This is a genomic window from Phascolarctobacterium succinatutens YIT 12067, assembly GCF_000188175.1.
GTDB classification, from domain to species: domain Bacteria; phylum Bacillota; class Negativicutes; order Acidaminococcales; family Acidaminococcaceae; genus Phascolarctobacterium_A; species Phascolarctobacterium_A succinatutens.
Window position 1 is genome coordinate 4,160 of sequence record NZ_GL830916.1, and the last position, 23,499, is coordinate 27,658.

Annotated in this window: 24 protein-coding genes; 1 reads left to right on the forward strand and 23 read right to left on the reverse strand. The window is 50.7% G+C overall.

Going from position 1 to position 23,499, the window contains the following annotated elements; genetic code table 11:
- Nucleotides 1-22: 22 nt before the first annotated feature.
- The 6 genes from cobN to HMPREF9443_RS07485 are packed head-to-tail and all read right to left on the reverse strand — an operon-like array spanning nucleotide 23 to nucleotide 9,164.
- Entirely contained in the window at nucleotides 23-3,742 is a 3,720-nt protein-coding gene (gene cobN / locus HMPREF9443_RS07460) for a cobaltochelatase subunit CobN (RefSeq protein ID WP_009145965.1), read from the reverse strand.
- Nucleotides 3,743-3,757: 15 nt separating this feature from the next.
- Nucleotides 3,758-4,795, reverse strand: a complete 1,038-nt coding sequence (locus HMPREF9443_RS07465) for a FecCD family ABC transporter permease (protein ID WP_009145966.1) — start codon at nucleotides 4,793-4,795, stop codon at nucleotides 3,758-3,760.
- A gap of 16 nt (nucleotides 4,796-4,811) precedes the next feature.
- The gene (locus HMPREF9443_RS07470; RefSeq protein WP_009145967.1) at nucleotides 4,812-5,783 is read right to left on the reverse strand and encodes an ABC transporter substrate-binding protein; all 972 of its coding nucleotides are present in this window, start codon (nucleotides 5,781-5,783) and stop codon (nucleotides 4,812-4,814) included.
- 7 nt (nucleotides 5,784-5,790) lie between these two features.
- Nucleotides 5,791-7,086, reverse strand: a complete 1,296-nt coding sequence (locus HMPREF9443_RS07475; protein ID WP_009145968.1) for a nitrogenase component 1 — start codon at nucleotides 7,084-7,086, stop codon at nucleotides 5,791-5,793.
- Complete coding sequence (locus HMPREF9443_RS07480; RefSeq protein WP_040565284.1) at nucleotides 7,079-8,368, reverse strand: nitrogenase component 1; 1,290 nt, start codon at nucleotides 8,366-8,368, stop codon at nucleotides 7,079-7,081. Before HMPREF9443_RS07480 ends, HMPREF9443_RS07475 begins: the two co-directional genes overlap by 8 nt.
- Entirely contained in the window at nucleotides 8,358-9,164 is an 807-nt protein-coding gene (locus HMPREF9443_RS07485; RefSeq protein ID WP_009145970.1) for a nucleotide-binding protein, read from the reverse strand. Before HMPREF9443_RS07485 ends, HMPREF9443_RS07480 begins: the two co-directional genes overlap by 11 nt.
- Nucleotides 9,165-9,312: 148 nt before the next feature.
- On the opposite strand from HMPREF9443_RS07485, the gene HMPREF9443_RS10385 reads away from it, so the two are divergent.
- Nucleotides 9,313-10,173: a MerR family transcriptional regulator gene (locus tag HMPREF9443_RS10385; RefSeq protein ID WP_009145971.1), complete on the forward strand. Its 861-nt coding sequence runs from the start codon at nucleotides 9,313-9,315 to the stop codon at nucleotides 10,171-10,173.
- A 177-nt stretch (nucleotides 10,174-10,350) separates the two neighbouring features.
- Here the strand turns inward: HMPREF9443_RS10385 and recO are convergent, their stop codons facing one another.
- The 17 genes from recO to murC form a co-directional block, all read right to left on the reverse strand.
- On the reverse strand, nucleotides 10,351-11,112 hold the full coding sequence (gene recO, locus HMPREF9443_RS07495) for a DNA repair protein RecO (RefSeq protein ID WP_009145972.1): 762 nt from the start codon (nucleotides 11,110-11,112) through the stop codon (nucleotides 10,351-10,353).
- Nucleotides 11,105-11,869 (reverse strand): hemolysin family protein, encoded by a 765-nt coding sequence (locus HMPREF9443_RS07500; RefSeq protein ID WP_009145973.1) that lies wholly within the window; start codon nucleotides 11,867-11,869, stop codon nucleotides 11,105-11,107. The genes recO and HMPREF9443_RS07500 overlap by 8 nt, the downstream gene beginning before the upstream one ends.
- 129 nt (nucleotides 11,870-11,998) lie before the next feature.
- Nucleotides 11,999-12,868 carry a GTPase Era gene (gene era / locus HMPREF9443_RS07505; protein WP_268257877.1) on the reverse strand — a complete coding sequence of 290 codons (870 nt, stop codon included), beginning with the start codon at nucleotides 12,866-12,868 and terminating at the stop codon, nucleotides 11,999-12,001.
- A gap of 63 nt (nucleotides 12,869-12,931) precedes the next feature.
- Nucleotides 12,932-13,339, reverse strand: coding sequence for a cytidine deaminase (locus HMPREF9443_RS07510; RefSeq protein ID WP_009145975.1), 408 nt, complete (start codon nucleotides 13,337-13,339; stop codon nucleotides 12,932-12,934).
- A 56-nt stretch (nucleotides 13,340-13,395) separates the two neighbouring features.
- The gene (ybeY, locus tag HMPREF9443_RS07515; protein WP_009145976.1) at nucleotides 13,396-13,902 is read right to left on the reverse strand and encodes an rRNA maturation RNase YbeY; all 507 of its coding nucleotides are present in this window, start codon (nucleotides 13,900-13,902) and stop codon (nucleotides 13,396-13,398) included.
- Nucleotides 13,899-14,900, reverse strand: coding sequence for a PhoH family protein (locus HMPREF9443_RS07520; protein WP_009145977.1), 1,002 nt, complete (start codon nucleotides 14,898-14,900; stop codon nucleotides 13,899-13,901). Before HMPREF9443_RS07520 ends, ybeY begins: the two co-directional genes overlap by 4 nt.
- 32 nt (nucleotides 14,901-14,932) lie before the next feature.
- Nucleotides 14,933-15,493 carry a peptidylprolyl isomerase gene (locus HMPREF9443_RS07525; RefSeq protein WP_040565289.1) on the reverse strand — a complete coding sequence of 187 codons (561 nt, stop codon included), beginning with the start codon at nucleotides 15,491-15,493 and terminating at the stop codon, nucleotides 14,933-14,935.
- Nucleotides 15,494-15,543: 50 nt separating this feature from the next.
- Entirely contained in the window at nucleotides 15,544-16,290 is a 747-nt protein-coding gene (locus HMPREF9443_RS07530) for an alpha/beta hydrolase (RefSeq protein ID WP_009145979.1), read from the reverse strand.
- 108 nt (nucleotides 16,291-16,398) lie between these two features.
- Nucleotides 16,399-17,226, reverse strand: coding sequence for a peptidoglycan editing factor PgeF (pgeF, locus tag HMPREF9443_RS07535; RefSeq protein ID WP_009145980.1), 828 nt, complete (start codon nucleotides 17,224-17,226; stop codon nucleotides 16,399-16,401).
- Nucleotides 17,227-17,311: 85 nt separating this feature from the next.
- Complete coding sequence (locus HMPREF9443_RS07540) at nucleotides 17,312-17,563, reverse strand: hypothetical protein (RefSeq protein ID WP_009145981.1); 252 nt, start codon at nucleotides 17,561-17,563, stop codon at nucleotides 17,312-17,314.
- Nucleotides 17,564-17,574: 11 nt separating this feature from the next.
- Nucleotides 17,575-18,042, reverse strand: coding sequence for a transcriptional regulator NrdR (gene nrdR / locus HMPREF9443_RS07545; RefSeq protein ID WP_009145982.1), 468 nt, complete (start codon nucleotides 18,040-18,042; stop codon nucleotides 17,575-17,577).
- A 19-nt stretch (nucleotides 18,043-18,061) separates the two neighbouring features.
- Nucleotides 18,062-19,132: a cell division protein FtsZ gene (gene ftsZ / locus HMPREF9443_RS07550; protein ID WP_009145983.1), complete on the reverse strand. Its 1,071-nt coding sequence runs from the start codon at nucleotides 19,130-19,132 to the stop codon at nucleotides 18,062-18,064.
- A 124-nt stretch (nucleotides 19,133-19,256) separates the two neighbouring features.
- A complete protein-coding gene (locus HMPREF9443_RS07555; protein WP_009145984.1) occupies nucleotides 19,257-19,589 on the reverse strand; it encodes a small basic family protein in 333 nt (110 codons plus the stop codon).
- Nucleotides 19,586-20,284 carry a DUF881 domain-containing protein gene (locus tag HMPREF9443_RS07560; RefSeq protein WP_009145985.1) on the reverse strand — a complete coding sequence of 233 codons (699 nt, stop codon included), beginning with the start codon at nucleotides 20,282-20,284 and terminating at the stop codon, nucleotides 19,586-19,588. Before HMPREF9443_RS07560 ends, HMPREF9443_RS07555 begins: the two co-directional genes overlap by 4 nt.
- Before the next feature lie 63 nt (nucleotides 20,285-20,347).
- On the reverse strand, nucleotides 20,348-21,124 hold the full coding sequence (locus HMPREF9443_RS07565; protein WP_040565291.1) for a cell division protein FtsQ/DivIB: 777 nt from the start codon (nucleotides 21,122-21,124) through the stop codon (nucleotides 20,348-20,350).
- Nucleotides 21,125-21,157: 33 nt separating this feature from the next.
- Nucleotides 21,158-22,105, reverse strand: coding sequence for a D-alanine--D-alanine ligase family protein (locus tag HMPREF9443_RS07570; protein WP_009145987.1), 948 nt, complete (start codon nucleotides 22,103-22,105; stop codon nucleotides 21,158-21,160).
- Entirely contained in the window at nucleotides 22,095-23,489 is a 1,395-nt protein-coding gene (gene murC / locus HMPREF9443_RS07575) for a UDP-N-acetylmuramate--L-alanine ligase (RefSeq protein WP_009145988.1), read from the reverse strand. Before murC ends, HMPREF9443_RS07570 begins: the two co-directional genes overlap by 11 nt.
- Nucleotides 23,490-23,499 lie beyond the last annotated feature (10 nt).

Below are 23,499 nucleotides of genomic sequence, written 5' to 3' on the forward strand. Positions count from 1 at the left end.
GGTCAGGCTCAGCACTAACATTTTAATGCCCATCTGCTCTGTCCTCCAGCTCGCCCTCCATATCAAGGTAGAGCTTTTGCAGCTCTTCTTTGGTTTCCGGCTTAGCCTGCCACAGTCCGCGCTGTTCTGCCTCCAGCAGAATTTCCGTCATGCGCTGCAGCGCCCAGGGGTTCACATCACGCAGCCATTCCTGTACTGCCGGGTCAAAGGTATATTTTTCAGCATATTTTTCGTACATCCAGTCCTCCATAACGGCGCTCGTCGCATCCCATTGGAAGCTGTGCGCAATCATGTTGGCCATATCGGCAGCGCCCTTATAGCCATGCTGCATCATGCCCTTGATAAACTTAGGATTAATCGCCTCGCTGCGGAACAGGCGCTTTGCCTCCTCCTGCACGCTGTGCATCGTCACACGCGTCCTGTCGGTACTATCGCCGCAGTAGGAGCGCGGCGCGCTGCCCTTAATCGAACGCACTGCTGCAATCATGCCACCATGATATGCATTGTAGTCATCACTGCTGAGCATATTTGTTTCGTGGTTATCCTCGTTTTTAATCGTAATATCCAAGCTGCCCATACGCTTGCGGAACTGCTGCGGCAGGAATTTACCCTTGGTTTTGCCGCCATAGGCATGACCGCCCCAACGTACATAAACATCGGCAATATCATCAATGGTTTCCCAGTTCTTGCTTTCCAACAGCGCCGCAACGCCTGCGCCATAGGTTCCCTGCGCATCGCCAAAGACGCGGAAGGCCGCCTGACGCCATGCTGCAGCGTGCTCCATACCCTCCTGCTGCTCCAGCTCCCTGGTATCATCCTGAATATGCTTGCGTACAAAGTTTAAGTCATCAGGCTCATCCTGCTCCGCTGCCAACAGCACCGCCTTATCCATCACTTGCATTACCGACGGCATAGTATCGCGGAAGAGGCCGCTGATACGCGCCGTAACGTCAATACGCGGACGTTTGAGCTCCATCAGCGGAATGACCTCCAGGCCGTTGATACGCAGGCTGCCGCTCTGGTACTTGGGACGGATGCCCATGAGATAGAGGAATTCAGCAATGCACTGGCCATGACTGCGCATATTCGCGCCGGACCAGAAGACCATACCGATATTTTCCGGATAATGACCTTCCTCCGCAATGAAGCGCTCTACCACCTGGTCGCCCAGTGTCTGGCCGATTTCCCATGCCGCCGGAGTTGGCAGGCAGCGCGGGTCCACACCGTAGAAGTTGCGTCCTGTCGGCAGCAAATCAGCGCCGCCGCTGGAGGGCGCACCACTAGGACCAGGCTCGATATATTCGCCCTCAAAGCCACGCAGCATATTGGTAATTTCCTGCTTCGTTAAAAGCAGATTGGGGTAAAGTGTATCTACAATATAGTTGCATACCACTTCCAGCTTTTCTCTGCTTTCCGCCGGTGCCTGCTGCACCCAGGGCAGCTGCAGAGCGTCGGCAACAGCTTCCTTCACAAAGTCACGCTGCTGCAGGCAGCGAATCAGCTCGCGGCACTGATTGGCGATACGGTCAATCAGCATACCATAGGTGATATTCAGCGGTTCGTATATCAGGCTGCTGTTTTCCAGCAGATAGTAATAATCAAAGCCATACAGCGCAGCAATTGCCTGCGTCAGGCTGGGGATATTGCCGTTATCAAGACGCAGCAGCAGCCACAGATAATCCTCCAGCTGCTGGTCCTCCGGCGGCTGTCCCATAATATGCAGGCCTGTGTGTACCTCCATATTCTTCAAATCCGTAATGTAATTATGCAGATTCATCACGTATTCGTTGAAGGGCTTTTCTTCATCGTAAGTAACCTCATCCTGCAGGTTGGCCTCGGCAACCTTCGCCAGTACAAGCTCCTGCAAGCGCGGCAGATTATCCGGCTGCGTGCTGCTGAAGTGCACGTATTCGTCCATGAGCTTTTCCAGCTCCTCCAGCTCGTCGTACACTCCCGCTTGTGTCTGCGGCGCCGGCAAATGCTCAATCAGGCAGGCAGCGCCACGGCGTTTTGCCTGAATGCCCTCACCGGTAATAGTGATGTTATAAGGATAAATATTCGGCAAATCTCCCAGCGCCAAATCCGGGTAGCAGCTGCAATCAAGGCCGGCGTTCTTGCCCGGAAGCCATTCCAGGCTGCCATGCGTACCGATATGCGCAACAGCGTCTGCCTGCCAAACATCGCGTACCCAACGGTAGAAGGCAAGATATTGATGCGTCGGTGCAACGTAAGGATCGTGGTAAATTTTCTCCGGGTCCTCGCCAAAACCACGCGGCGGCTGCACGGTTACGAAAACATTGCCGTTCATCGTTCCCGGTACCAGGATATCGCCGTCATATTCCATGACAGTGCCGGGCGCTTCGCCCCAATCCTTCACCAGCTGCTCCTGCACCTTTTTGTCCATCAGCGCAAAGAATTCTCTATATTCTGCTCCCGTCAGCTTATAGGCAGCATCAACCTGCTTTTCCGTCAGCATACTGCGGTCATTGGTGGCATTAGCCGTCAGCTGTTTGATAAATTCCTTCGTATCCTCAGGAATCCAATCTACCTTATAGCCACGCTCGCGCATAGCAGCCAGCACGCGACGGATGCTTTCGATTGTATCTAAACCGATAGCACTGCCGATATTGGAATTACGTGGCGGATAGTTATGGAAAATAATAGCGATTTTCTTCTCGCTGTTGGCCTTGTGGCGCAGCATCGCCCACTTCTTCGCCTTGGAGGCCATGCGCTTTACACGCTCCATATTAGGCAGATAGCGGACATCGCCGTTTTCCAGAATTTTTTTGTGTGCTATAGGCACGCCGTGAATAATACCATCAAATTCCGGCAGAGAAACGCTGATGGAAACCTCCATGGCGTTCATGCCTTCAAAGCTGTCCTTCCATTCCTCAAAGGGCGCAATTGTCGTATAGGCAGCCAAAACCGGTACGTTAAGCTTTTTCAGATAATCAAGGTTAATCGAACCGCCGGTAGTCATGGAAAACTTCATGACATTCAGCAACACATCGATTGCAGGCACACCGTCCGCATTGCAGAAGAAGCTGTTGAAAACCTGCGTCAGACTGGGCATGCCCATCTCCTCCACCGGCATGCCGTTGCTGAAAACGCAGACAGCGTTGACGCCCTGTGCTTCCAGCTCTTCTATTATCGCAGTCTGGTAGGTCAAATCGCCCCAAACCCATTCGTCGCGATAAAAAAGAATACCGGCTGTCGGACGGCCGCTGACGCAAAAATCACGCTGGTATTCCGCTAAATCGGTATATACCTTTTTCGCGCGCGGGTGATAAATACCGCACCAGTGAATCGGGTTAGGCTCATCGACTGTAATAGTCTCACCTTGCAACAGCTGCTGCAGATATAACCACAGATTGCTATAGTTGATTTCGCCGCCGAACATGCAATATTTTTTGATAACAGCAAGCTGCTCTGGTGTCAGTCCCTGCGCCAGCTCGCCCTCCTTGCTGCCGGCAGCATCAATATAAAAGGGCAGGCGCAACTGCTTCAGCAAGCTTACACAGCGCTGCAGAAACGGTGTATCCAGACCTGTACCCATCCATTTCATAATGACCAGCTTGGAGCCGGCAAGCTCCTTGTGCCATTTATCATCCCAAGCCGTCGCATCTGTAATCCAACGGCAGGCGCAGGCATTATCTAGCTTGCCTTCCTGCTGCAGCTTTTCCATAGTCTGCTGCATCATACCCATGCGGCGAATAACATTCGTCAAGAAAATAACCTTCATAATTTCCACCTCATCTTAAAAGAACTGCTTCTGCATTCTGCGCAGCAGATACAGGAAGTACGGCGTACCTAAAAACGCCGTCATAATGCCTACACGCACCTCTGCCGGCGGCATAATAATGCGTCCCAGCGAATCGCAGAATACCAAAAAGGCTGCGCCGCCAAGTGCGCTGGCAGGCAAAAGCACGCGATGGTCAGGACCGATAAGCATACGCATCATATGCGGAATAACCAAGCCGACAAACCCGATATTACCACTGACGCAAACGGAGGTAGCAGTAGTCATAGCTGCTACAAAAAGCAGCCCCATGCGGAAAGCAGTAACAGGCATACCAACGGCTTTGGCTTCCGTTTCGCCCAGCACCAGAATGTTCAGGTGACGTGCCAGCAGGCACATAATAATAATGCCGCACAGCACAGGTCCCACTGCCAGATATACGTGCTCCCAACGACGGTAATCAAGACCGCCGACCATCCAGAACAGATATTGCTGCAGCTTCTGCTCGTTCATAAATGTAAGCAGACCGGAGGTAATCGCACCCAAAAGCATACCCACGGCAACGCCTGCCAAAAGCAGCGTCATAACAGGTATTTTGCCGTTACGCATCGCCAAAAATACCGTCAGGCACACAGCACAGATACTGCCGCAAAAGGCAAAGGCCGGCATAGCAAACATGCTGCCAGAGGCTGCACCCAAAGCAATAGAAAGCACGGCACCGGTAGCAGCACCGGAGGAGATACCGATAAGACCGGGATCAGCCAGCGGGTTGCTGAAGATGCCCTGCATTACAGCGCCGGAAATACCCAGCGCCGCACCTACTAGCACACCTACCAGCATACGCGGCAGGCGGATATACCAAATAACGGCAAGTTGCTCCCTGCTGTAATCAACCCCGGTAAAGCCTGGCAGATTCAACTGAGAGCCGATAACTGCCAGCGCTTTGCCCACAGGCACATCTATCTGACCGAAGGTCAGCGATACACAGGCAATAACAACTAAGAGAACTGCTAAAAGAATAATAGCCAATGGACTCCGTTCACGTTTAATAATCATCTACAAACACACTTCCTCAAAAAATTTCCGGATATACAGCATGCGCGATGTTTTCAATAGCATCGACAATATGCTGGCTGGCAACATAGCGGTATTTGTCCGAAACAAACTTAATCTGCTTGTTGCGTACAGCCTTGACATCACGATAAGCAGGGTCATTCATTACGGCATAAGCATAACCCTGCACATCCTGTTTATTGTTATAATTCCAGGTCGGCAGCATAAAAATATCCGGATTTATGCGTACCACCTGTTCCTTGCTGATAGCAGGCATACCATGCTCACTCTTGTTTTCATCGGCAACAATGGCTGCGCCGTTAATTACATGCGCCATCGTCAGCATGCTGTCGAGCAAATCTCCTCTCCGCCCCATGGCAGAGGTAAAATTAAAGGCTACAGCAACGCGCCTTTCGCTTGACGGAATCTGACGCAAGCGTTTTTGCAGCTGCTGCAGGTGCGTATCCATCTTCTGCACCATCAGCTCCCCCTGCTGCTTTTCGCCTACCGCTGCAGCTATACCGCGGATTTTGTCGCACATCTCCTGATAATTATGCGGACTGCGCGCTATATAAACCGGCACGCCCAACCCCTCCAGACTGCGTACCAAGTCGCTAGAGGTGGCCGTTGAAGCAACAACAAGGTCAGGCTGCAATGCATAAACAGCTTCGGTATTTTCCGGCACCTTGCGTCCCACAGTATAGGCCTGCTCCTTGGTAATAAAGCTTATTTCGCTGTCGCCCGCCCAACGGCTGTAGGCCATAATGCGTTTGATATCAACCAAATCGGTAAGAATTTCATCCGTACCATAGGTAAGCGAAACTATCCGCTGCGGCCTATGATCAAAGCGCAGCGTCCGTCCGGCATCGTCCGTAACGCTGTAGGCTGCATCCGCCGCCGGCGGTGCAGGAACATCGGCAGCCTGCTGCTTACTGCATCCTGCAGTAAATACCAAAAGCAACAGGCTTATAATCATCAATAGCTTTTTCATAGACCACCTACTCTACTTTATTCTTTTTCCTGCGGATAAAGCAATTCCACAGTCGCTCCAGCATGTAAGCACTGCCCTGCAGGCCTACCATCGGCTGCTTGGTAATAAACACCTCATCATTCGTAGGATAGCAGATATTGCAGGCATCAAAGCTGCACTGCTTTCTGCGATAAAGAACCGAGCTTTCGCTGCTGCTTGCCAGCAGCAGTACATTTTCACAGGTTTTAAAATATTCACTGATGGCAGCATCGTCCACGCCGACAGTGTAAATCGCCTCTGCAGTGTCGCAGGCAGGCGCATCTTTGAGCGGTTGCTGGCAGATGACCGTCAGACTGCCGATATCGGTCCATTCGGTGCGCAGCGTCTGTGCGAGGCACAGCGCCTGCGTCGCAGGCGCGCTGACGAGCACGTTGTCAAACCACATGCTGCCCCAAAGCGCAATCGCTTCATTATTACGGCTCATCAGGTAATTATCCTGCGCCTGAGCTTCTGCCGTCACCTTGTCCAACGCAGGAGCCGGCAACTGCGCGTTTATCTGCTGCAGCCAGCGCAGCGTTCCCTGCACCCCGTAAGGCAGTCCGGCAAAAATATACGGCGTGCCGTATTGCTTCTGCAGATATTCTGCCAGCGGCAAACCCAGCTCAGCATTCGTAACAATGTTCAGCGCAGCTTCAGGCAAACGCTGCAGCTCCTCCAGCGTGCATTCGCAGCCGGGAGTGCACAGCACCTCATAGCCTGCCAGCTGCAGTAAGCGTTTTAATTCCCGCGTATCGGCCGCACCCTGCAGATAAAATTCCGATTGTCCTAAAATATTCACTGCCAAGGACTTTGCTGTCGCAGTCTGCGGCAACAGCTGCGCAAACAGCTTCTTGGCAGCCTTGGCGTAGCCCTCGGCAAAGCCGCCGACCATACCGCCGCTGTCCAACGTAACTACCGGAAACGGCAGCTGCAGCTTGCGCGCCATGCCTGCCAGGTCATCACCGATTAAGCTCAGCGAGCAGCTGCTTTCCAAAAGCAGTACCGAAGGCTTATGACCATCCTCCAGCATACGCCGCAGTTCCTGCGTTACATATTCCTCGGAGCCGTAAATAACAGCGTTATTATCAGGCTGCGAGCCGTAAAAGCGCGTATACATATCGGGACGCGCCTTTTCCAGATGTCTCAAAGCATAAAAATAACACCACAACGGTCCGTTAATCAAAACCTCACTCTTGTCAATAGCAGCGAAAAAGGCTCCTGCACCTGTCAGCGCACAGGTATCCACACGCTCGCAGATATTGCCCCAACCTTGCTTTTCAGACATAGCGCACGCCTCCCTTCAGCCTGCTGCACAGGCTCTGATAGATTCCCTGCATCATCTTGATCTCACCGGCAACGGCAACCTGCGGCAGCATCGGCAGGAAAATCTGGCGTGCCTCCTTATTCTGCAGTTCGTGCGTTGTCAGCACGATGTCTGCATCTGCTACCAGCTTTTCACCCTCCGCCGTAGTATAAACAGGCACATCGCTGTTTTCCTGCACAACCTTCAGCATCGCTTCGCGCTCATCACCGTCATAGGAATCCAGTAAAATAATGCCGGTAATATTCAAGCGCAAAAGCTTGATGGTCTGCAGGATATTCCCCGGATGAAAATATCTCAGAATACGGCCGATGCACAGCACTGTTTTCTTGCCTTCCGTTACCGGCAGAAAATGCTGCAGCTGCTCACTTAAGCGCTGCTGCTCCAGCTTCAGCACCTGCTGTGCCAACTGCTCACGCCCCAGAATACGGCCGATGCTGATAATCCAGTCCTGCGTTTCCTGCCAGCCGACAGGATAAATATCGGCCAGATAATGTGTGCCGTATTTTTCCTGCAGCTGCTCCGCAACCTTACGCAAGCCGATATGCGTCTGCCCGCGGCCGCCAAGCACAACCGCATATTCGGCAGCCGCCACCTTTTCCAGCTCATCCATAGCCATATAGCCGGGGAACTGACCGATGACCTCTACGCCGAACTCCTGCAGAATACGGGTAACCTCTTTTGCGTAATGGCCCCACGGGCCGCCGTTATCGCCTAAAAGCAGGACGCTGTCCTTTTGCTTGGTACAAGGCTTGACGAAGCGCTCCAACAGCTTCTGCGTAATTTCAAAATATCCGTCATAATATTCCGCACCCAAAAAGCCGCAGCATTCCACAGTAAGGATAGGAACATTGTATTCCTCCTCCACCTCGCGTGCCACGGATTCCACATCGTCACCGATAACACCGGCAACGCAGGAATTGGCAATCATCAGGCATTTTGGCTTATATGTTTCAATGGCAAAGCGCAAACATTTTTCCAAACGCGCCACACCGCCGAAAATTGCGTCCTTTTCCTGCATCTGGCTGCTGAGCAGCGGAACGGAGCCCCATTGCTCGCGTTCATTCTCGGAAAGCGTGCGGTATTGGGAATTGATATCCATCGTGCGTGCTACATGAGCACAGGCACGCGGGCTGTGAAAAACTACTACAGCGCCGTCCATGTAGGCAACAGCGCGCCACACGCCCGGCATGCTGCAGCTGCAGCTTTTGCGTGCACTGTAAAAGCGTCTTGTTTTAATTGCCATATTCGGCCACCAGCTTTTCAAGCTCCTCAAAGCTCATCGGCGTAGGAATAGCCATGTTTTCATTATGCCAGATATCATGCGCCAGCTTGCGGTAAACACCGGCCTGAGCGCTTTCCGGTGCATATTGCAGCACTGTCTGGCGATTATTTTCCGCCTTATTAACGATTACGTCACGCGGAATAAAGGCAATCAGCTGAGTGTGCAGGCGTTTGGCGAATTCCTGCAGCAGCTGCTGCTCGTTCGGTGTATTACGGCCGTTGCCGATGATACCGCCCAAACGCACACCGCCGCGCATAGCAAAGCGCTTAACGCCCTTGGCGATATTGTTGGCAGCATACAGGCTCATCAGCTCGCCGGAAGAAACAATATATATATCAGTTGCGTAGCCCTCGCGGATTGGCACAGCAAAGCCACCGCAAACTACGTCACCTAAAACGTCATACATAATTAGGTCCTCGTCCGTCAGCACCTCCAGCGAACGCAGCTTTTCCAAAGCTACGATAATGCCGCGGCCTGCGCAGCCTACACCCGGCTCAGGACCACCGGCCTCTACGCATTTGATGCCGTTATAGCCTGTATGAACAATATCCTCTGCCGCAACCTCATCATTATCGCGCACCATGTCCAGCACAGTCTGGCTGCAGATACGTCCCAGCAAAAGTCTGGTAGAATCATTTTTCGGATCGCAGCCGATCTGGCAAACCTTAAGACCATCCTCACTGAATGCAGCCGACAGATTTGATGTTGTTGTGGACTTGCCGATACCGCCCTTACCATAAATCGCAATTTTTTTCATTAGATATTGACCTCCATCCTATACTAAAAAACTCCTATTCAAATAGCAAGAAAATATGATATAATTTACTAGATAAAAAGGAGTGATATTACTTCTTTTAATATTAAACTATATACTAGTATTATAGTCAAGCTTATGAGGAATAATTATGATTAATAAAGACAAGCGAAAGTACTTTACTGCCGGCGAATTAGCTGCAATTTTTAATATATCTAAGCAGTCATTGCTCTACTATGACAAGGTTAACCTGCTTTCACCGGACTTTGTCAGTGAAAATGGCTACCGCAATTATTCTATCCAGCAATTTCTGGATTTGGAGATAATCGTCAACCTGCGTGCGCTGGATATCAGCATCGCCAATATCAAAAAATATCTGGAGGACCGCAGCAAGGAGCATTTTCTGCAGCTGCTGCAGGAAAAAACAGCGGAATGTCAGGCAATCATCCACAACAATCAGGAAATCTGCGACACCATCGAACGCATCAAGGAGGATATGCACGTCAAGGAGCTTAATACATGTCGCCACCTGACGCTCAGCTGGCAAAATGACCGTCTGCTGCGTCTGACGCCGCTTGCGGAAAGTGATGACGGCAAAAGCCGTATTACCAAATTTGCCCGTCATGGTCAAAGACGCGCGCATCACAAGGGAGCACTGCCTAATCATGCAGGCTGGGTTTTAGACCAGGAAAGCTTTTTTAAAAAGCATGAATTTCAACGTTCACAGGCATATTTTTCCTGCGTCACCAGCGCCACCAAGCATAGACAGTCCATCAAAATGACGTTGCCTGCCGGTCTGTATCTGGAAATTATTTTTTCTGGTACCTTTTGCGAGAACGCTGAAAAATTATCCCAGCGCATCGAACGCTTTCTACAGACCAATGATTTGGAGCCTGTCGGCAATATTTATATCCTTCCTTTGGAAAATCATTGGTTCTCCTGCGACTGCGAGCAGTACGTCAACAAAATCTTTCTGAAGGTTGAGGATAAAGATACTTCCTCTCTGACGTAAAAATTCTCCCGCGTTATGCTTAAAACTACACCTTTACGTATAATGTCTAAGATAGCCTTTACTGAGTCCGCTCCATGTGAGCGGACTTTTTGCATGCAAAAAACGCTAAAAACTTCAAAGCCTTTAGCGTTTTTGTTTACGTTTTACGTTCTTCAATTAAGTGCCTTCTACACAGCCTCACAGCTGCAGCTGACTCAAAAAGTTTAAGCTGTTCAACGGCTTATCTGTCTGAAAGAAGATAAACTTGAAGAGAATTTTTTCCAGCTCCATGAGCGCACCGCCTCGCACCTTAAAGGGCGTCGGCTGCTCGTAATCGAGCTGCGCCAGCCACTGCCACAGCTCGCGTGTTTCTGCACCACACGGCTCCAGACCGTCACCATTATAGGTGCTTCTACAGCTGCTGCAGATAAGCCCGCCCTGCAGCGGACTGAACCACGCATTCTCCTGTGCCGTCACAGCCTCACCGCAATGCACGCAATGCGTAAGTTGCGGTGCAAAGCCCGTAGCCGCCAGCAATTTTATAGCATAGGACAAAACAACTAGACGCGGATTGCGCTGCATCAGCGCCGCCAGGGCAGCGCCCAGCATTTCATAAAGCTCCGGCTGCGGCACTCTGTCCTCCGTCAGTACGGCAGTAAGCTCCGATGCTACCGCCGCATAAGCCATCTGCTGCATATCCATAGACTTGGGCATCTGCAAAAGCTCACAGCTGCGCAGCTTGTCTATCTTCTGACCCTGCTGAACCTCAATATGCAGATTGGCAAAGGGCTGCAGCAATCTGCCATGTATATTTTTTTCATAGCGGGCACCATAGGCGATAAAGCGCAGCTTGCCATGCTCCTTCGTAAAGCAGACCGCATATTTATCAGCCGTCTGCCAGTTTTTCACATGCAAAACAAGCGCATCATCTGCCAAAAGCTCCCTTTGCGACTCACTCATCCTGCTGTTCTTCTTTCTGTTCCTGCTCCTGCGGCAGCTTCGCAGCCAGCACGCGAACTACGCGGAAGCCCTCCGTGCGCAGCACCTTAAAGCTGTAGCTGGAAATCTCTACAGCATCGCCAATCTCAGGCTTGCGCCCAAGCAGACCGAATACATAACCGCCGATGGTATCCTCCTCCGGATCATCAAATGCAATCGGCAGCTGCTCTGCCACATCGTCCAGCAACACCATGCCGTCAAATTCAATACTGCCATTGGGAAGCTGCAACACGTCCGGCGGCTCCTGCGCTTCATGCTCGTCCTGAATATCACCGACGATTTCCTCTACGAGGTCCTCCATAGTAATCAGGCCTGCAGTACCACCGTACTCATCTGCCACAAGCACCATCTGCACATGACGTTGCTGCATCAGACGCAGTGCCTTCGGCACCGGCATAGCCTCCGGAATAACGACAATCGGACGCATCAGACGGCGCAGGTCAAATGTAGTCTGCCCCGGCTTAAGCTTCAGCAGGTCGCGCACATGCAGCGTACCCACCACCTGATCCTTGTCCTCCATGCAGAGCGGATAGCGCGTATGATGGCTGCTGCGCACAACAGCCATATTTTCTGCCAGCGTATCATCCAAAAACAGGCATACCATATCCTGACGTGGCACCATGACCTCGCGCGCTACACGGTCGGCAAAGTCAAAAACATTGCCGATCATGCTGCCCTCGACATGGTCAATTTGGCCGTGGCGCTCGCTGGCGCTCACCAGCTGGCGCAGCTCGTCCTCACTGCTGGCGCTGCCCTCCTTGTGCCAGGTGCCTGTTTGCAGGTAATGCCAGGCAAGCGGCAGTCTGTGCCAGAAATCAATCAGTTTCTGAAAAAAATTGATAAGTCCTCACTCCTTGTAGCCAAGCTGCTTCAAGGCTTTATCCTTGTTACGCCAGTCAGCCTTAACCTTAACCCATAAATCCAAAAAGACCTTGCAGTACAGCAGGTTTTCGATATCAGCACGCGCCTGCTGTCCAATTTTCTTTAGCAGGCTGCCCTTAGCGCCGATAACAATGCCCTTTTGCGATTCTCGCTCTACAAAAATTGTTGCTCTGATATAAACGTTTTCTTCGTCGCGCTCCTTGAATTCGTCCACCTCAACCGCTACGGAATGGGGAATTTCATCACGCGTCAGGCGCAATACCTTCTCACGGATCATTTCAGCGGCAATCACGCGCTCCGGCTGGTCGGTAATCATATCCTCCGGGAAGTACGCCGGTCCCTCCGGCAGATGCTTAGTGATTTCCTGCACCAGTCCTGGGAATTCGCTGTCATTCAATGCAGAAACAGGTACAATCGCCGCAAATTTATACAGCTTATTATAACCTTCCATAATCTGGAACAGCTTTTGCTTGTCTGCCAGCTTGTCAATTTTATTTACTACCAAAATTACCGGTGTTTTTACCTTCTGCAACAGGTTCAGGATATAATCCTCGCCTGCGCCGCGTTTTTCGGTTGCATCCACTACAAAGAGGACAACGTCAACCTCCTGCAGGGTGCTTTCTGCCGTACGCACCATGTATTCGCCCAGCTTATGCTGTGGCTTATGGATGCCCGGCGTATCAAGAAACATAATCTGTGCGTTATCAGTATTCATAATGCACATAATCTTATTGCGTGTAGTCTGCGGTCTGTCGGACATAATAGCGATTTTTTCGCCTATCAGACTGTTTGTCAGAGTGGACTTGCCCACATTCGGACGTCCCACCATTGCCACAAAGCCGGCATAATGTTTAGCTTCTTCGTTGTTTACCTTCTTTATCTTAATCAGCTCCTGTTATCATAATTCAAAACCATACGGCAGCAACTCTTCTACCGTAGTAATTTTAAAGTCACCCTTCATATTTGCCAAAATCACGGTTTGGATACCAAACTCGCGCATTACCTGTCTGCAGGCACCGCAGGGAGAAACGGGGCCAGAGGTATCTGCAACTACGCACAGCTCTGTCATCTCACGCTCACCGGCGCAGGCAGCATGGAAAATAGCGTTACGCTCGCCGCAGACACAAAGTCCGTAGGAAGCGTTTTCCACATTGCAGCCACCGTAGATTTTTCCGTTGGCACAGCGTACTGCCGCACCTACAGCAAAGTTGGAATAAGGAATGTAAGCATTCTTACGGGCAGCAACCGCTGCATCGTACAATTCGCGCCAAGCCGGGGATAATTCATTCAGTTTTACGTCTTTCATGGAAAGCACCTCCTATGTTTTTTACAGGTTAGTTATAAATAATTGTGCATTAAGCATCAATGAATACCTGTGGGATGGTCAAAATATTCTTCGGAAAGGTTAATCGCACGCAGAGCTTCCTCCTCTTTCGCACGCATTTCAGCCTTATCCTCCTCCGTCATGTGGTCATAGCCCAACAGATGGAACATACCATGCACTGCCAGATACGTCATTTCGCGCTCCAGGCCGTGCCCGTATTCCTCTGCCTGACGCAGTGCTGTTTCCGCCGAAATGATGATATCACCGAAAAGATGCTCCTCCGGTCCGCCGATCAGCTCCGGCTCATCTTCATCCTCGCAGTCCTCGTCCAACGCAAAGCTCAAAACGTCGGTAGGCTTATCCATACCGCGATACTCACGGTTCAGCGCATGGATTTCCTCATCGTCGACAATAGTTACATCAACTTCGGACTCCTCCGGCAGCTCATTCAAGCGTGCTACTGCCTGCAAGCCCTCCTGCAGGCGCTCCAGCACCTGCGCGGAAAGCTCTAGCTTCTGCTGGTCATTTTCCAAATTAATTATCATGCTTGTTTTTCTCCGTTATATTTTTCTTTTTGTTTTTCAAAGCGTTCATAAGCCTTGATGATGGAACCCACGATTTCGTGGCGCACAACATCCTGCTCACTGAACTTAATCACGCCGATTCCCGGTACGTTGCCCAGAATACGCGCTGCATCCTTCAGGCCGCTGTTCTTGCCGCCCGGCAAATCTATCTGCGTGATATCACCGGTAATAACCATCTTACTGCCAAAGCCGAAACGCGTCAGGAACATCTTCATCTGCTCCGGCGTAGTATTCTGCGCCTCGTCCAAAATGATGAAGGCGTCATTCAGCGTGCGTCCGCGCATATATGCCAGCGGTGCAACCTCAATCGTACCCTTGGTAAGATACTTTTGGAAGGTTTCCGTGCCCAGCATATCGTACAGGCCGTCATAAAGAGGACGCAGATACGGGTCTACCTTATCCTGCATATCACCCGGCAAAAAGCCCAGCTTTTCGCCTGCTTCTACCGCAGGACGCGTCAAGATAATGCGCTCCACCTCTTTTTTCTTCAGCGCCGCTACTGCCAGCGCCACTGCCAGGTAGGTTTTGCCTGTGCCTGCAGGTCCGATGCCCAAGGTTATATAGTTATGGCGGATGGTTTCCACATACTGCCACTGTCCCAATGTTTTGGCCTTCACCTGACGGCCACGGTTGTTAACGATAATCGTATCAGCGTACATGCGATGCAGACTTTCCAAATTTCCTGCCTTCACCATATACATGCTGTAACGCACATCATGCGTTGTCAGCGGCAGTCCCTGACGGTACAAAAACAGAAGCTCCTGCAGCAGCTGTTCCAGCTGTGCCACCTCTTCGGCACGTCCGCTCATTGTAATCTGATTGCCGCGCGCGACGATTGTACAGTCAAAAGCACCACGGATTAAACGCAGAAATTCATCATTACGTCCGCAAATGCCAACCATTTCCTGCTGGTCAACAGTTTCGAGTATACCTTGTATTTTTTCTTCTTCACTAGCCAAGCAATTTCCTCCTACCTGTTTTAAAAGGGGTGTTAACGTTTTTCTATCGTAACCTTCTTAATGATTACAGGCTCCAACGGTTTATCATTGGAATCTGTTGCTGTTTTGCCGATTTTATAAACAACATCCATGCCCTTGCTTACCTTGCCGAAAACAGCGTGCTTACCGTCAAGCCATTTAGTTTCACGCAGGGTGATAAAGAACTGGCTGCCGCCGGTATTCGGGCCGCGGTTTGCCATGGAAATTACACCGGGGCCGTCATGTAGCAGCTTACTGCTGAACTCATCCTTAATAGTATAGCCGGGACCACCGGTACCGTTACCGGCAGGGTCACCGCCCTGAATCATAAAGTTATCGATTACGCGGTGAAAGGTAAGGCCGTTATAAAAGCCCTTTTCTGCCAGCGTAATAAAATTCTTCGACGTTTCCGGTGCATAATCTGTTGCCAGCTTCACCTCAAAATCGCCCATGCTCGTGTTGAAAACAGCCGTCGCAGGCTCTGCCTTCGGCGCCTGCTCCTGCTTTTCCTGACCGCAGGCTGTAAGTACCAGCGCGCACACCAGCATCAGGCAGATTATTAAAAATTTCTTCATGCTCTTTCCTCCCATAGAAAAGGATATAATTTCTCAAGTATATTATACAACTAACAAGCGCCGCATTTCAAGCGTTTGCCCAGCCAATCGCTCAGCAACGCGCCTGCCTGCTCACTGTACTGCGTAAAGCTGTGGTCGCCGCCTTCAAAGATATGCAGCTCAGCCGCATTGCCGATGGCTGCGGCGTTGCGCTGCGCCTGCTCCGCCAGCACCACCTCATCCGCACTGCAGTGCAGCACCAGTACAGGCAAGGGCTGTGCTTTTTGCAGCAGCGCCAGCAAATCGTATTGGTCAAAATCCGTCAGGAAATCCGGTGTCAAATCGCATTCGCCGCGTTCATCGTTAAAATGCAGGGTTTCGCCGCTGTCCAGACGACGATATTCGTCCTCCGTCATCACATAGTGGAAGGTAAAGCGCAGATTATTCGGCGTTGCCCACAGAATCAGGCCGGCGAGAGCTCCGTCCTGAGCCGCGGTAATGATGGAGGCAGCGCCACCCAAGCTGCGTCCCAAAAGAAACAGCTTACAGCCGGGCTGTCTGCGGCGTACCTCCGCCAGTACGGCGCGCAGCTCCTCTACCTGACGCGAAATTATCTGCGTACCCATAAAGTTAAAGCGCACTACGGCAGCATGCGCAGCAGCCTGATGCGCAACGCCCGCAGCACGTCCGCCGCTGTCGCGGCTGCCGCGGAAGCCGTGCGCCATAACAAGAACGGCATTATTATCACTACGGTTAGGCTCAACAAGACATTCAATCTCGCCTAACGGTCCCTGAAAAGTAAATGTATCTTTAAGCATCTTCACTCACTCTTTTCGTATTTTTTAGCTTTACAAAAACATTTTCTTAGCATACTTTCTGATCTTTCTAAGTTAACGTTAACCGTAAGTTCTTTGCACGCTCAGTACTTACGCATTTTTATTGTCAGACATTCTATACAGGCACACGCCCATGCGCCCTGTTTTGCCCTGCTCCGCGCGGTAGGAACAGAACATTTCGTGGTTATGCTCTGTGCAGACGCCGGCAGTAAGGATATTTTCCGCCTTTAATCCTGCGTCCAGCAGTACCTTGCGGTTATAACCCCACAAATCCAGCAGATACTTGCCCGGCTTTTCTGCTCGTGGCGCAAAGAACTGCTCGTAGCCTTCAGCCTTACTGCGCACAAAGTCGTCCACCTCATAGCAGCATTGGCCGATAGAAGGACCAATCGCCGCAACGATATCTGCGGGACGGGAGCCGAAGGATTGCTGCATAGCTTCTACAGTATTGCGCCCAATCTGTGCTACCGTACCGCGCCAGCCTGCGTGTGCCACAGCGCACACGCCTTGGCGCTCGTCGGCGAAAAGCAGCGGCACGCAGTCTGCAAAAAATAGCAGCAGCGGTACGTTTGCCAGATTCGTAACCAAAGCATCCGTATCCTTAATCGTATCAGCAAGCGTAGTAGCACCGGCGCCAACCAAGGCTTCATCTACAACAGCAACATTGCTGCCATGCACCTGCTCGCAGGTAGTAAATTTTGATGCGTCCAAACCTAGAACCTGCGCAAACAGGCGACGGTTCTGCAGCACCAGTTCCACCTCATCACCCACATGCAAAGCCAGGTTCAAAGTACCCGGTACCATGTCGCTTTCTCCATGCAGACGACAGCTGCAGGCATTACCGAAGCCCGCCTGCATCAAACGAGGGAACATTCCCCACCAGATATTATTTTTTTGCGTAATGATAAAATCCTGCATCAAAACCGCTCCTTTTATCTCTAATACCAAAAGAGACGGCTAATGCCGTCTCCCTTTGCAAGTGCCTGCGGCACCCTTTTGCTATTTACTTTTGATATGCTGGCACACCTTCCGGTATATCCAGCACTACGGTGATAATCACCGTGCTGTCGGTAGCCTTGGCTGCTGTGTCCATAAACACAACCTTGGCACCATTATCCAGATAATAATTAACCTCTTTCACAGCTCCGTTATTGTTATTGGAAAACGTAAAGAGTCTTTCCTTAGCCAGTGCCGAGCCGCTGAAGCCGGCCACCAGCATAAGAGCCGTTAAAGTAAGCAGTAAATACTTCTTCATATTTTGCACCTCTATTTTGCGTCTTTAGATTTCTGCATGATGCGTTCCAGCTCCTGCATAAAATTACGCACATCGGCAAACTGACGATATACGGAAGCAAAGCGTACATAAGCAATCTGATCCGTCTGCTCCAGATACTTCATAACCAGCTCACCAATCTGGGCGCTGGGAATTTCCGCATCCGCACTCATCCGCAGCTCTCGCTCGATGCTGTCGGCAATCTCTTTAATCTTTTCATAAGGAACTGGGCGTTTTTCGCAAGCCTTCAAAAGACCTGCCAGCAGCTTTTTACCGTCAAAAAGCTCGCGACGACCATCCTTCTTGCTGACAACAAGCGGTGTTTCCTCATATTTTTCATATGTAGTAAAGCGTTTGCCGCAATTAGGGCATTCTCGTCTGCGACGGATAGAACAGCCTTCCTCTACAGCACGGCTGTCGATAACACGGCTGTCTCGGTAGGAGCAAAACGGGCACTTCATATTACTGCCTTCCTTTCAATCAGTGACGCAGCCATGGCGGAATTTCATTCGGATCGGAGAAATTCTTGATAACACCGCTACTGTTGCGGTTGATAGATGCTGGACCGCCAACTGCATTTTTGGTAACAGGAGATTTCTTCTCAAAGCCTGTTGCGATAACCGTAACACGGATTTCGTCATTCAGGCTTTCATCAATAACAGCACCGAAGATAACCACTGCATTGGGATCTGCTGCTTCATTGACAATATTGGCAGCTTCGTTAACGTCAAACAGGGACAGCTCCTTGCCGCCGATAACGTTAATCAGTACGCCGCGAGCACCATCGATAGATGCTTCCAGCAGCGGGCTCTTGATAGCAGCTTCGGCTGCAGCCTTGCCGCCGCCTTCGCCCTTAGCGGTACCAACGCCCATCAGAGCGCTGCCTGCATTGGACATAACAGTCTTGACATCGGCGAAGTCAACGTTAATCAGACCGGGAACAGCAATCAGGTTGGAAATGCCCTGAACGCCCTGACGCAATACGTCATCGGCCTTTTTAAATGCTTCCAGCATGGAAGTACGTTTTTCGATAATCTGCAGCAAACGGTCGTTAGGAATAGTTACCAGGGTATCAACCTTTTCCTTCAGGTTGACAATGCCTGCCTCAGCCTGCTTCATGCGGCGAGGACCTTCAAAGCCAAAGGGTTTGGTTACAACGCCGACAGTCAGCGCACCGATTTCTTTGGCACATTCCGCAACAACGTGCGCAGCACCGGTACCGGTACCACCGCCCATACCTGCGGTAACAAATACCATATCTGCACCCTTCAGGGATTCCAGAATCTGGTCACGGGATTCTTCGGCAGCTTTTTCGCCGATTTCAGGGTTTGCGCCTGCACCCAGACCTTTAGTCAGCTTTTCGCCGATTTGGATGCGTTTTTCTGCCTTGGAAAGCATCAGGCACTGCTTATCGCAGTTCACTGCAATAAATTCTACGCCGCTTACGCCGGCGTCGATCATACGGTTTACGGCGTTATTGCCGCCACCGCCTACACCAATTACTTTAATATTGGCCAACGGTTCAAAGGTTGTCTCTACGTCATCAAACATATTCTACGTCCCCCTTAGCTTTGGGTAGCTTATTTATAAAAAAATCATTTTTATATTGTTCAACATGAAAGTGCTATTTTCCTGCTTATTAATGAATTTTTTTCTTCATCTTCCGACAGGACACTTATTTGCCCATATAAAGGCGACGGATAATTCCCAGATTCTGGAAAATACGCATACCGAAAATCAGTACCGCTACCAGATATAAATCGATACCGATCAGATTACCTGCATAGCACAAAAAGGCAGTCAGGATACCGTTGATAAAGAATCCGGAAATGAAAACCTGAGTATCATAATTGCCTTCGAGTGAAGCACGTACACCGCCCAGTACTGCATCCATACCGGCCATAACGGCTACGGCAAGCAGACGTGCGTATTCGGGCGGCACTCTGAAAGGACAGTAAACACCGAGTATAAGACCAAGCAAAAGGCCGGCAAATGCAAATCCAATCATTTCGCTGCCTCCTTGCTTTCCACTGTCTTAGCGTATTCAAAGCTACGCGGTGCTTTAAGCGCCGGAATATGCAGCTTTTCAACAGTCTTGATTTTTACCTGAATGCCCCAGAACTCAAAGGTTTCTACAACACCGCCACGCAGACGCAGGGCACTGCTCAGAGTTTTAGGAGCGCCTATAGCCTTTATAACATAAGGCGGAGCGCTGCGGACATTGTTTACCGAAATAGTAGGTCCGGCACAACGAATCTCGCTCATAGCTACAATGCGCTGATCGTTGACAGAAATTGCTTCCGCACCGGCAGCACGCAGCTCGTTGAGTACACGCAGCAAATCTTCATCATGAATAATGTACAAATTAGGATTTTCGCCGGACTTTTTGGCAATATTGCTGTCATCCAGCAAAATCTCAATGCCTTCGCCCTCTACGTCAGTCGTGCCTGCCATCAGCTTCATACGGTCATCAGCAGGATCCTTGGCAGCACCTGCTCGCAAGGTTTCCAGCTCCGTCAGCAGCTGCTTGTTCTCGGCTTCCATAATCTTCAGGCGTTCCGACAAATCCTCTACGCGGTCCATACGCACATTGCGCTGAAGCTCTGTAGTTTTATACTGTACCGAAAGCATAAATCCCAACACCATGAATACCACGGCAATCAACAGCTTGCCCTTTAAATCCATAGTAAAAATTTCTTTCATTATCTCACCCTCACTGTGACATCAGCTGCAACAGCTTTGCAGCTGTAACAAGTTAACAGCAATTTATTTTGGCAAAAGCTTGATATATGGCTTACCGAAGGTCAAATCAATATATTCAGCCTTAATGTTTTTATCTTTAATCTCGTTGAACACAGTCATAAACACAGAAGCCTTCTGTGATACCTCCTGCACCCTGCCCAGACGCACCGGAAAGCTGCCGCTCAGCTGCAGCTTGACATCCTGCTTATCATCAACGGCAATTTCACCGATACGCTGCAGTGCCTCCGGCGTCAGCTGCTGCAAAAATTGCAGAATCTGCAGCACACCCGTATTGGCAACCTTATCGCCCAGATAAAGATTACCGCATTTTATGCCGGCCAGCACAGGAGCCTTAGCATCCGGAATAGTAGTCGTCACACTAAGAACAACGCCGTTATAATCCACCTTCAGATAGCTGTGATAGGAATTGGCAACATAAAGCGCCGGCTGCCGTTCCTCTACGCTCACCTGCAAGGTTGCCGGAAAGCGGTAAGCCACCTCTGCATTCTTAAAGCGGACATCATGCAGCAAAGCCTCACGCAGACGGCCGGAGCTGGCATTGAAAAGATTCAACGGTCCTTGCCCGCAGCCTGCAAGCGAGATAACCTCTGCCTCCGTCAGCTGACTGCTTCCGTGAATGCTGACATTGCCAAAGGCAAATGCAGGATTATGCACATAGCGCCAGGCATATGTACATGTTACAGCAAGTACAGCCGTAGATACCAATAGACGCACCAGGTGCCAGAATTTCCGGCGTCTGCGTCTGCGCAGTTGTTCGCGTATAGTCTGCGATGAATCCATGCTGCACCTCCTTTGGCTCCTAGTAAAACTTTTTTATTTAGCGCTCAGTAAAATTTTCTCGCACAGCTCCGGGAAGCTGATGCCAACAGCAGCAGCAGCCTTCGGAACCAGGCTGGTTGCCGTCATGCCGGGAACAGTATTTGCTTCAAGTACATAAGCAACACCATCCTCATCTCCCAGCATAGCATCTACACGCGCTACACCGGAAAGTCCCAGCAGCTTGTAGGTTTCTACGGCAATTTTTTGGATATAGGCAGTAGTTTTCTCATCAAACGGTGCCGGGCAGTGGTAATCCGTAGCACCCTTGGTGTATTTGGAATGGAAGTCATAGGCTCCGGAATGCGGTGCAATCCAGATAACCGGCAACGGCTTAGGCTCGCCGTTCTCTTCCATAATAGAAATCGTCAGCTCCTTGCCCTTGATGCACTTTTCTGCCAGCACATTTTCGGAATACTTGAAGGCTTCCTCCAGTGCAGGCACAACCTCTTGTGCAGTCTTGGGAATTACCACGCCGATGCTGGAGCCCTGAGTTGCTGCCTTAATAACTACAGGCAGACCGAACTCGGAAATAATTTTTTCTGCCAGCGTCTGCAAATCACCTGCATCACGCTTGTTGATAATCATGCAGGGTGCGGTAGGAATGCCTGCAGACTGCAGATAACGCTTCGTAGCGGATTTATCCATAGAAACAGCGCTTGCCAGTACGCCGCAGCCGGTATAAGGAATACCTGCTGCCTCCAGAATACTCTGCAAACGGCCATCCTCACCGTACATACCATGAACGGCGTTAAATACTACCTTAGCGTTCATATCACGCAGCTCGTTAATCAGATTAGACGGATTCAGCTCTACTTCCTTAGCATTATAGCCCTTTTCGCGCAGTGCGTTGGCAATAGCGCCGCCGGTAACACGCGAAATCTCGGCCTCAGAGGAAGGCCCGCCTAAAACAACAGCAACAACATCCTGCTTATTAATCTGCATTTCTTTCCAACTCCCTAACTAATTCTTCTCCAATTTTAAACACATCACCGGCACCGATGGTCATCACCAGATCGCCGGGACGTACAACGCGCTCCAGGTATTCCTCAGCCTTGGTCAGCTTGCCGATATACAGCACCTCCTGACCGGTCGCTGCTTTGATACCCTCCGCCAGATGCATGCTGCTCACGCCGGTAATTGCTTCCTCGCTGGCTGCATAAATGTCAGTCAGAATCAGCTCATCGCAATCCTTAAAGCATTCGCAGAACTCAGAGAACAGCAGCTTGGTACGGGTGTAGCGATGCGGCTGGAATACACACAACAGACGCTCAGGCTTCGTCTGTCTGGCAGCCTTCAGCGTTACGCCGATTTCTGTCGGATGATGCGCATAATCATCAACAACCCAGACACCATTGACTTTACCCTTGGTTTCAAAACGACGTTTGGCACCGCCGAACTTTTTCAGGGATGCAAGAATTTTGTCGGTAGCAATGCCCATCTCATGTGCAGCAGCAAACGCGCCCATAGAATTCAGCACATTATGTCTGCCGGGAACAATCAGATGAACCTCTGTCACAAATTCTCCCTTGTAGTACAGCTTGTAGCTGGTGCCGTCAACACCGTAGGAAATATCACGAGCAATGTAGTCAGCACCCTCGCCTTCTACGCCGTAGGTAATTACCTCTTTATCGGTTTCGGCAGCCAGACGGCGTACCTTGGCATTATCAAAGCAAAGGACTGCCTTGCCGCCTTCCTTGATGTTGCCTACAAACTGTTTAAAAGCCTGATATATATTTTCTTCTGTACCGTAATGGTCCAGATGATCATCTTCAATATTAGTTACTACAGCAAGATACGGATACAGCTTGAGGAAGGAGCCGTCGCTTTCATCCGCCTCCGCTACCACAAAGCGACCTGCGCCGTTTCGCGCATTACCGCCAAGGCTGCTTACCTCGCCGCCGATGATAACAGTCGGGTCAATACCGCTTTCTGCCGCAATGCAGGAAATCATCGCACTGGTAGTAGTTTTGCCGTGAGCGCCTGCAACAGCTACGCCGTCGGCAGCATTCATCACTGCAGCCAGCACATCGCTGCGGTGCAGCACGGGAATACCGCGCTTTCTGGCCTCCATCAGCTCCGGATTGTTGGGATGAATCGCTGTGGAAATAACTACAGCCTCGGCATCCTCCACCTGACTGGCAGCATGGCCCATATAAACCATAGCGCCTTCTTCCGCCAGATGTGCCGACATATGACCGGCATTTAAATCGGAACCGCTTACATCATAGCCGCGCTTAATCAATACATAAGCAATCGCGCTCATGCCGGCGCCGCCGATACCGATAAAATGTATATTATGCAGGTTTGCTAATTTGTTTTCAGCCACTCGAGGCCCT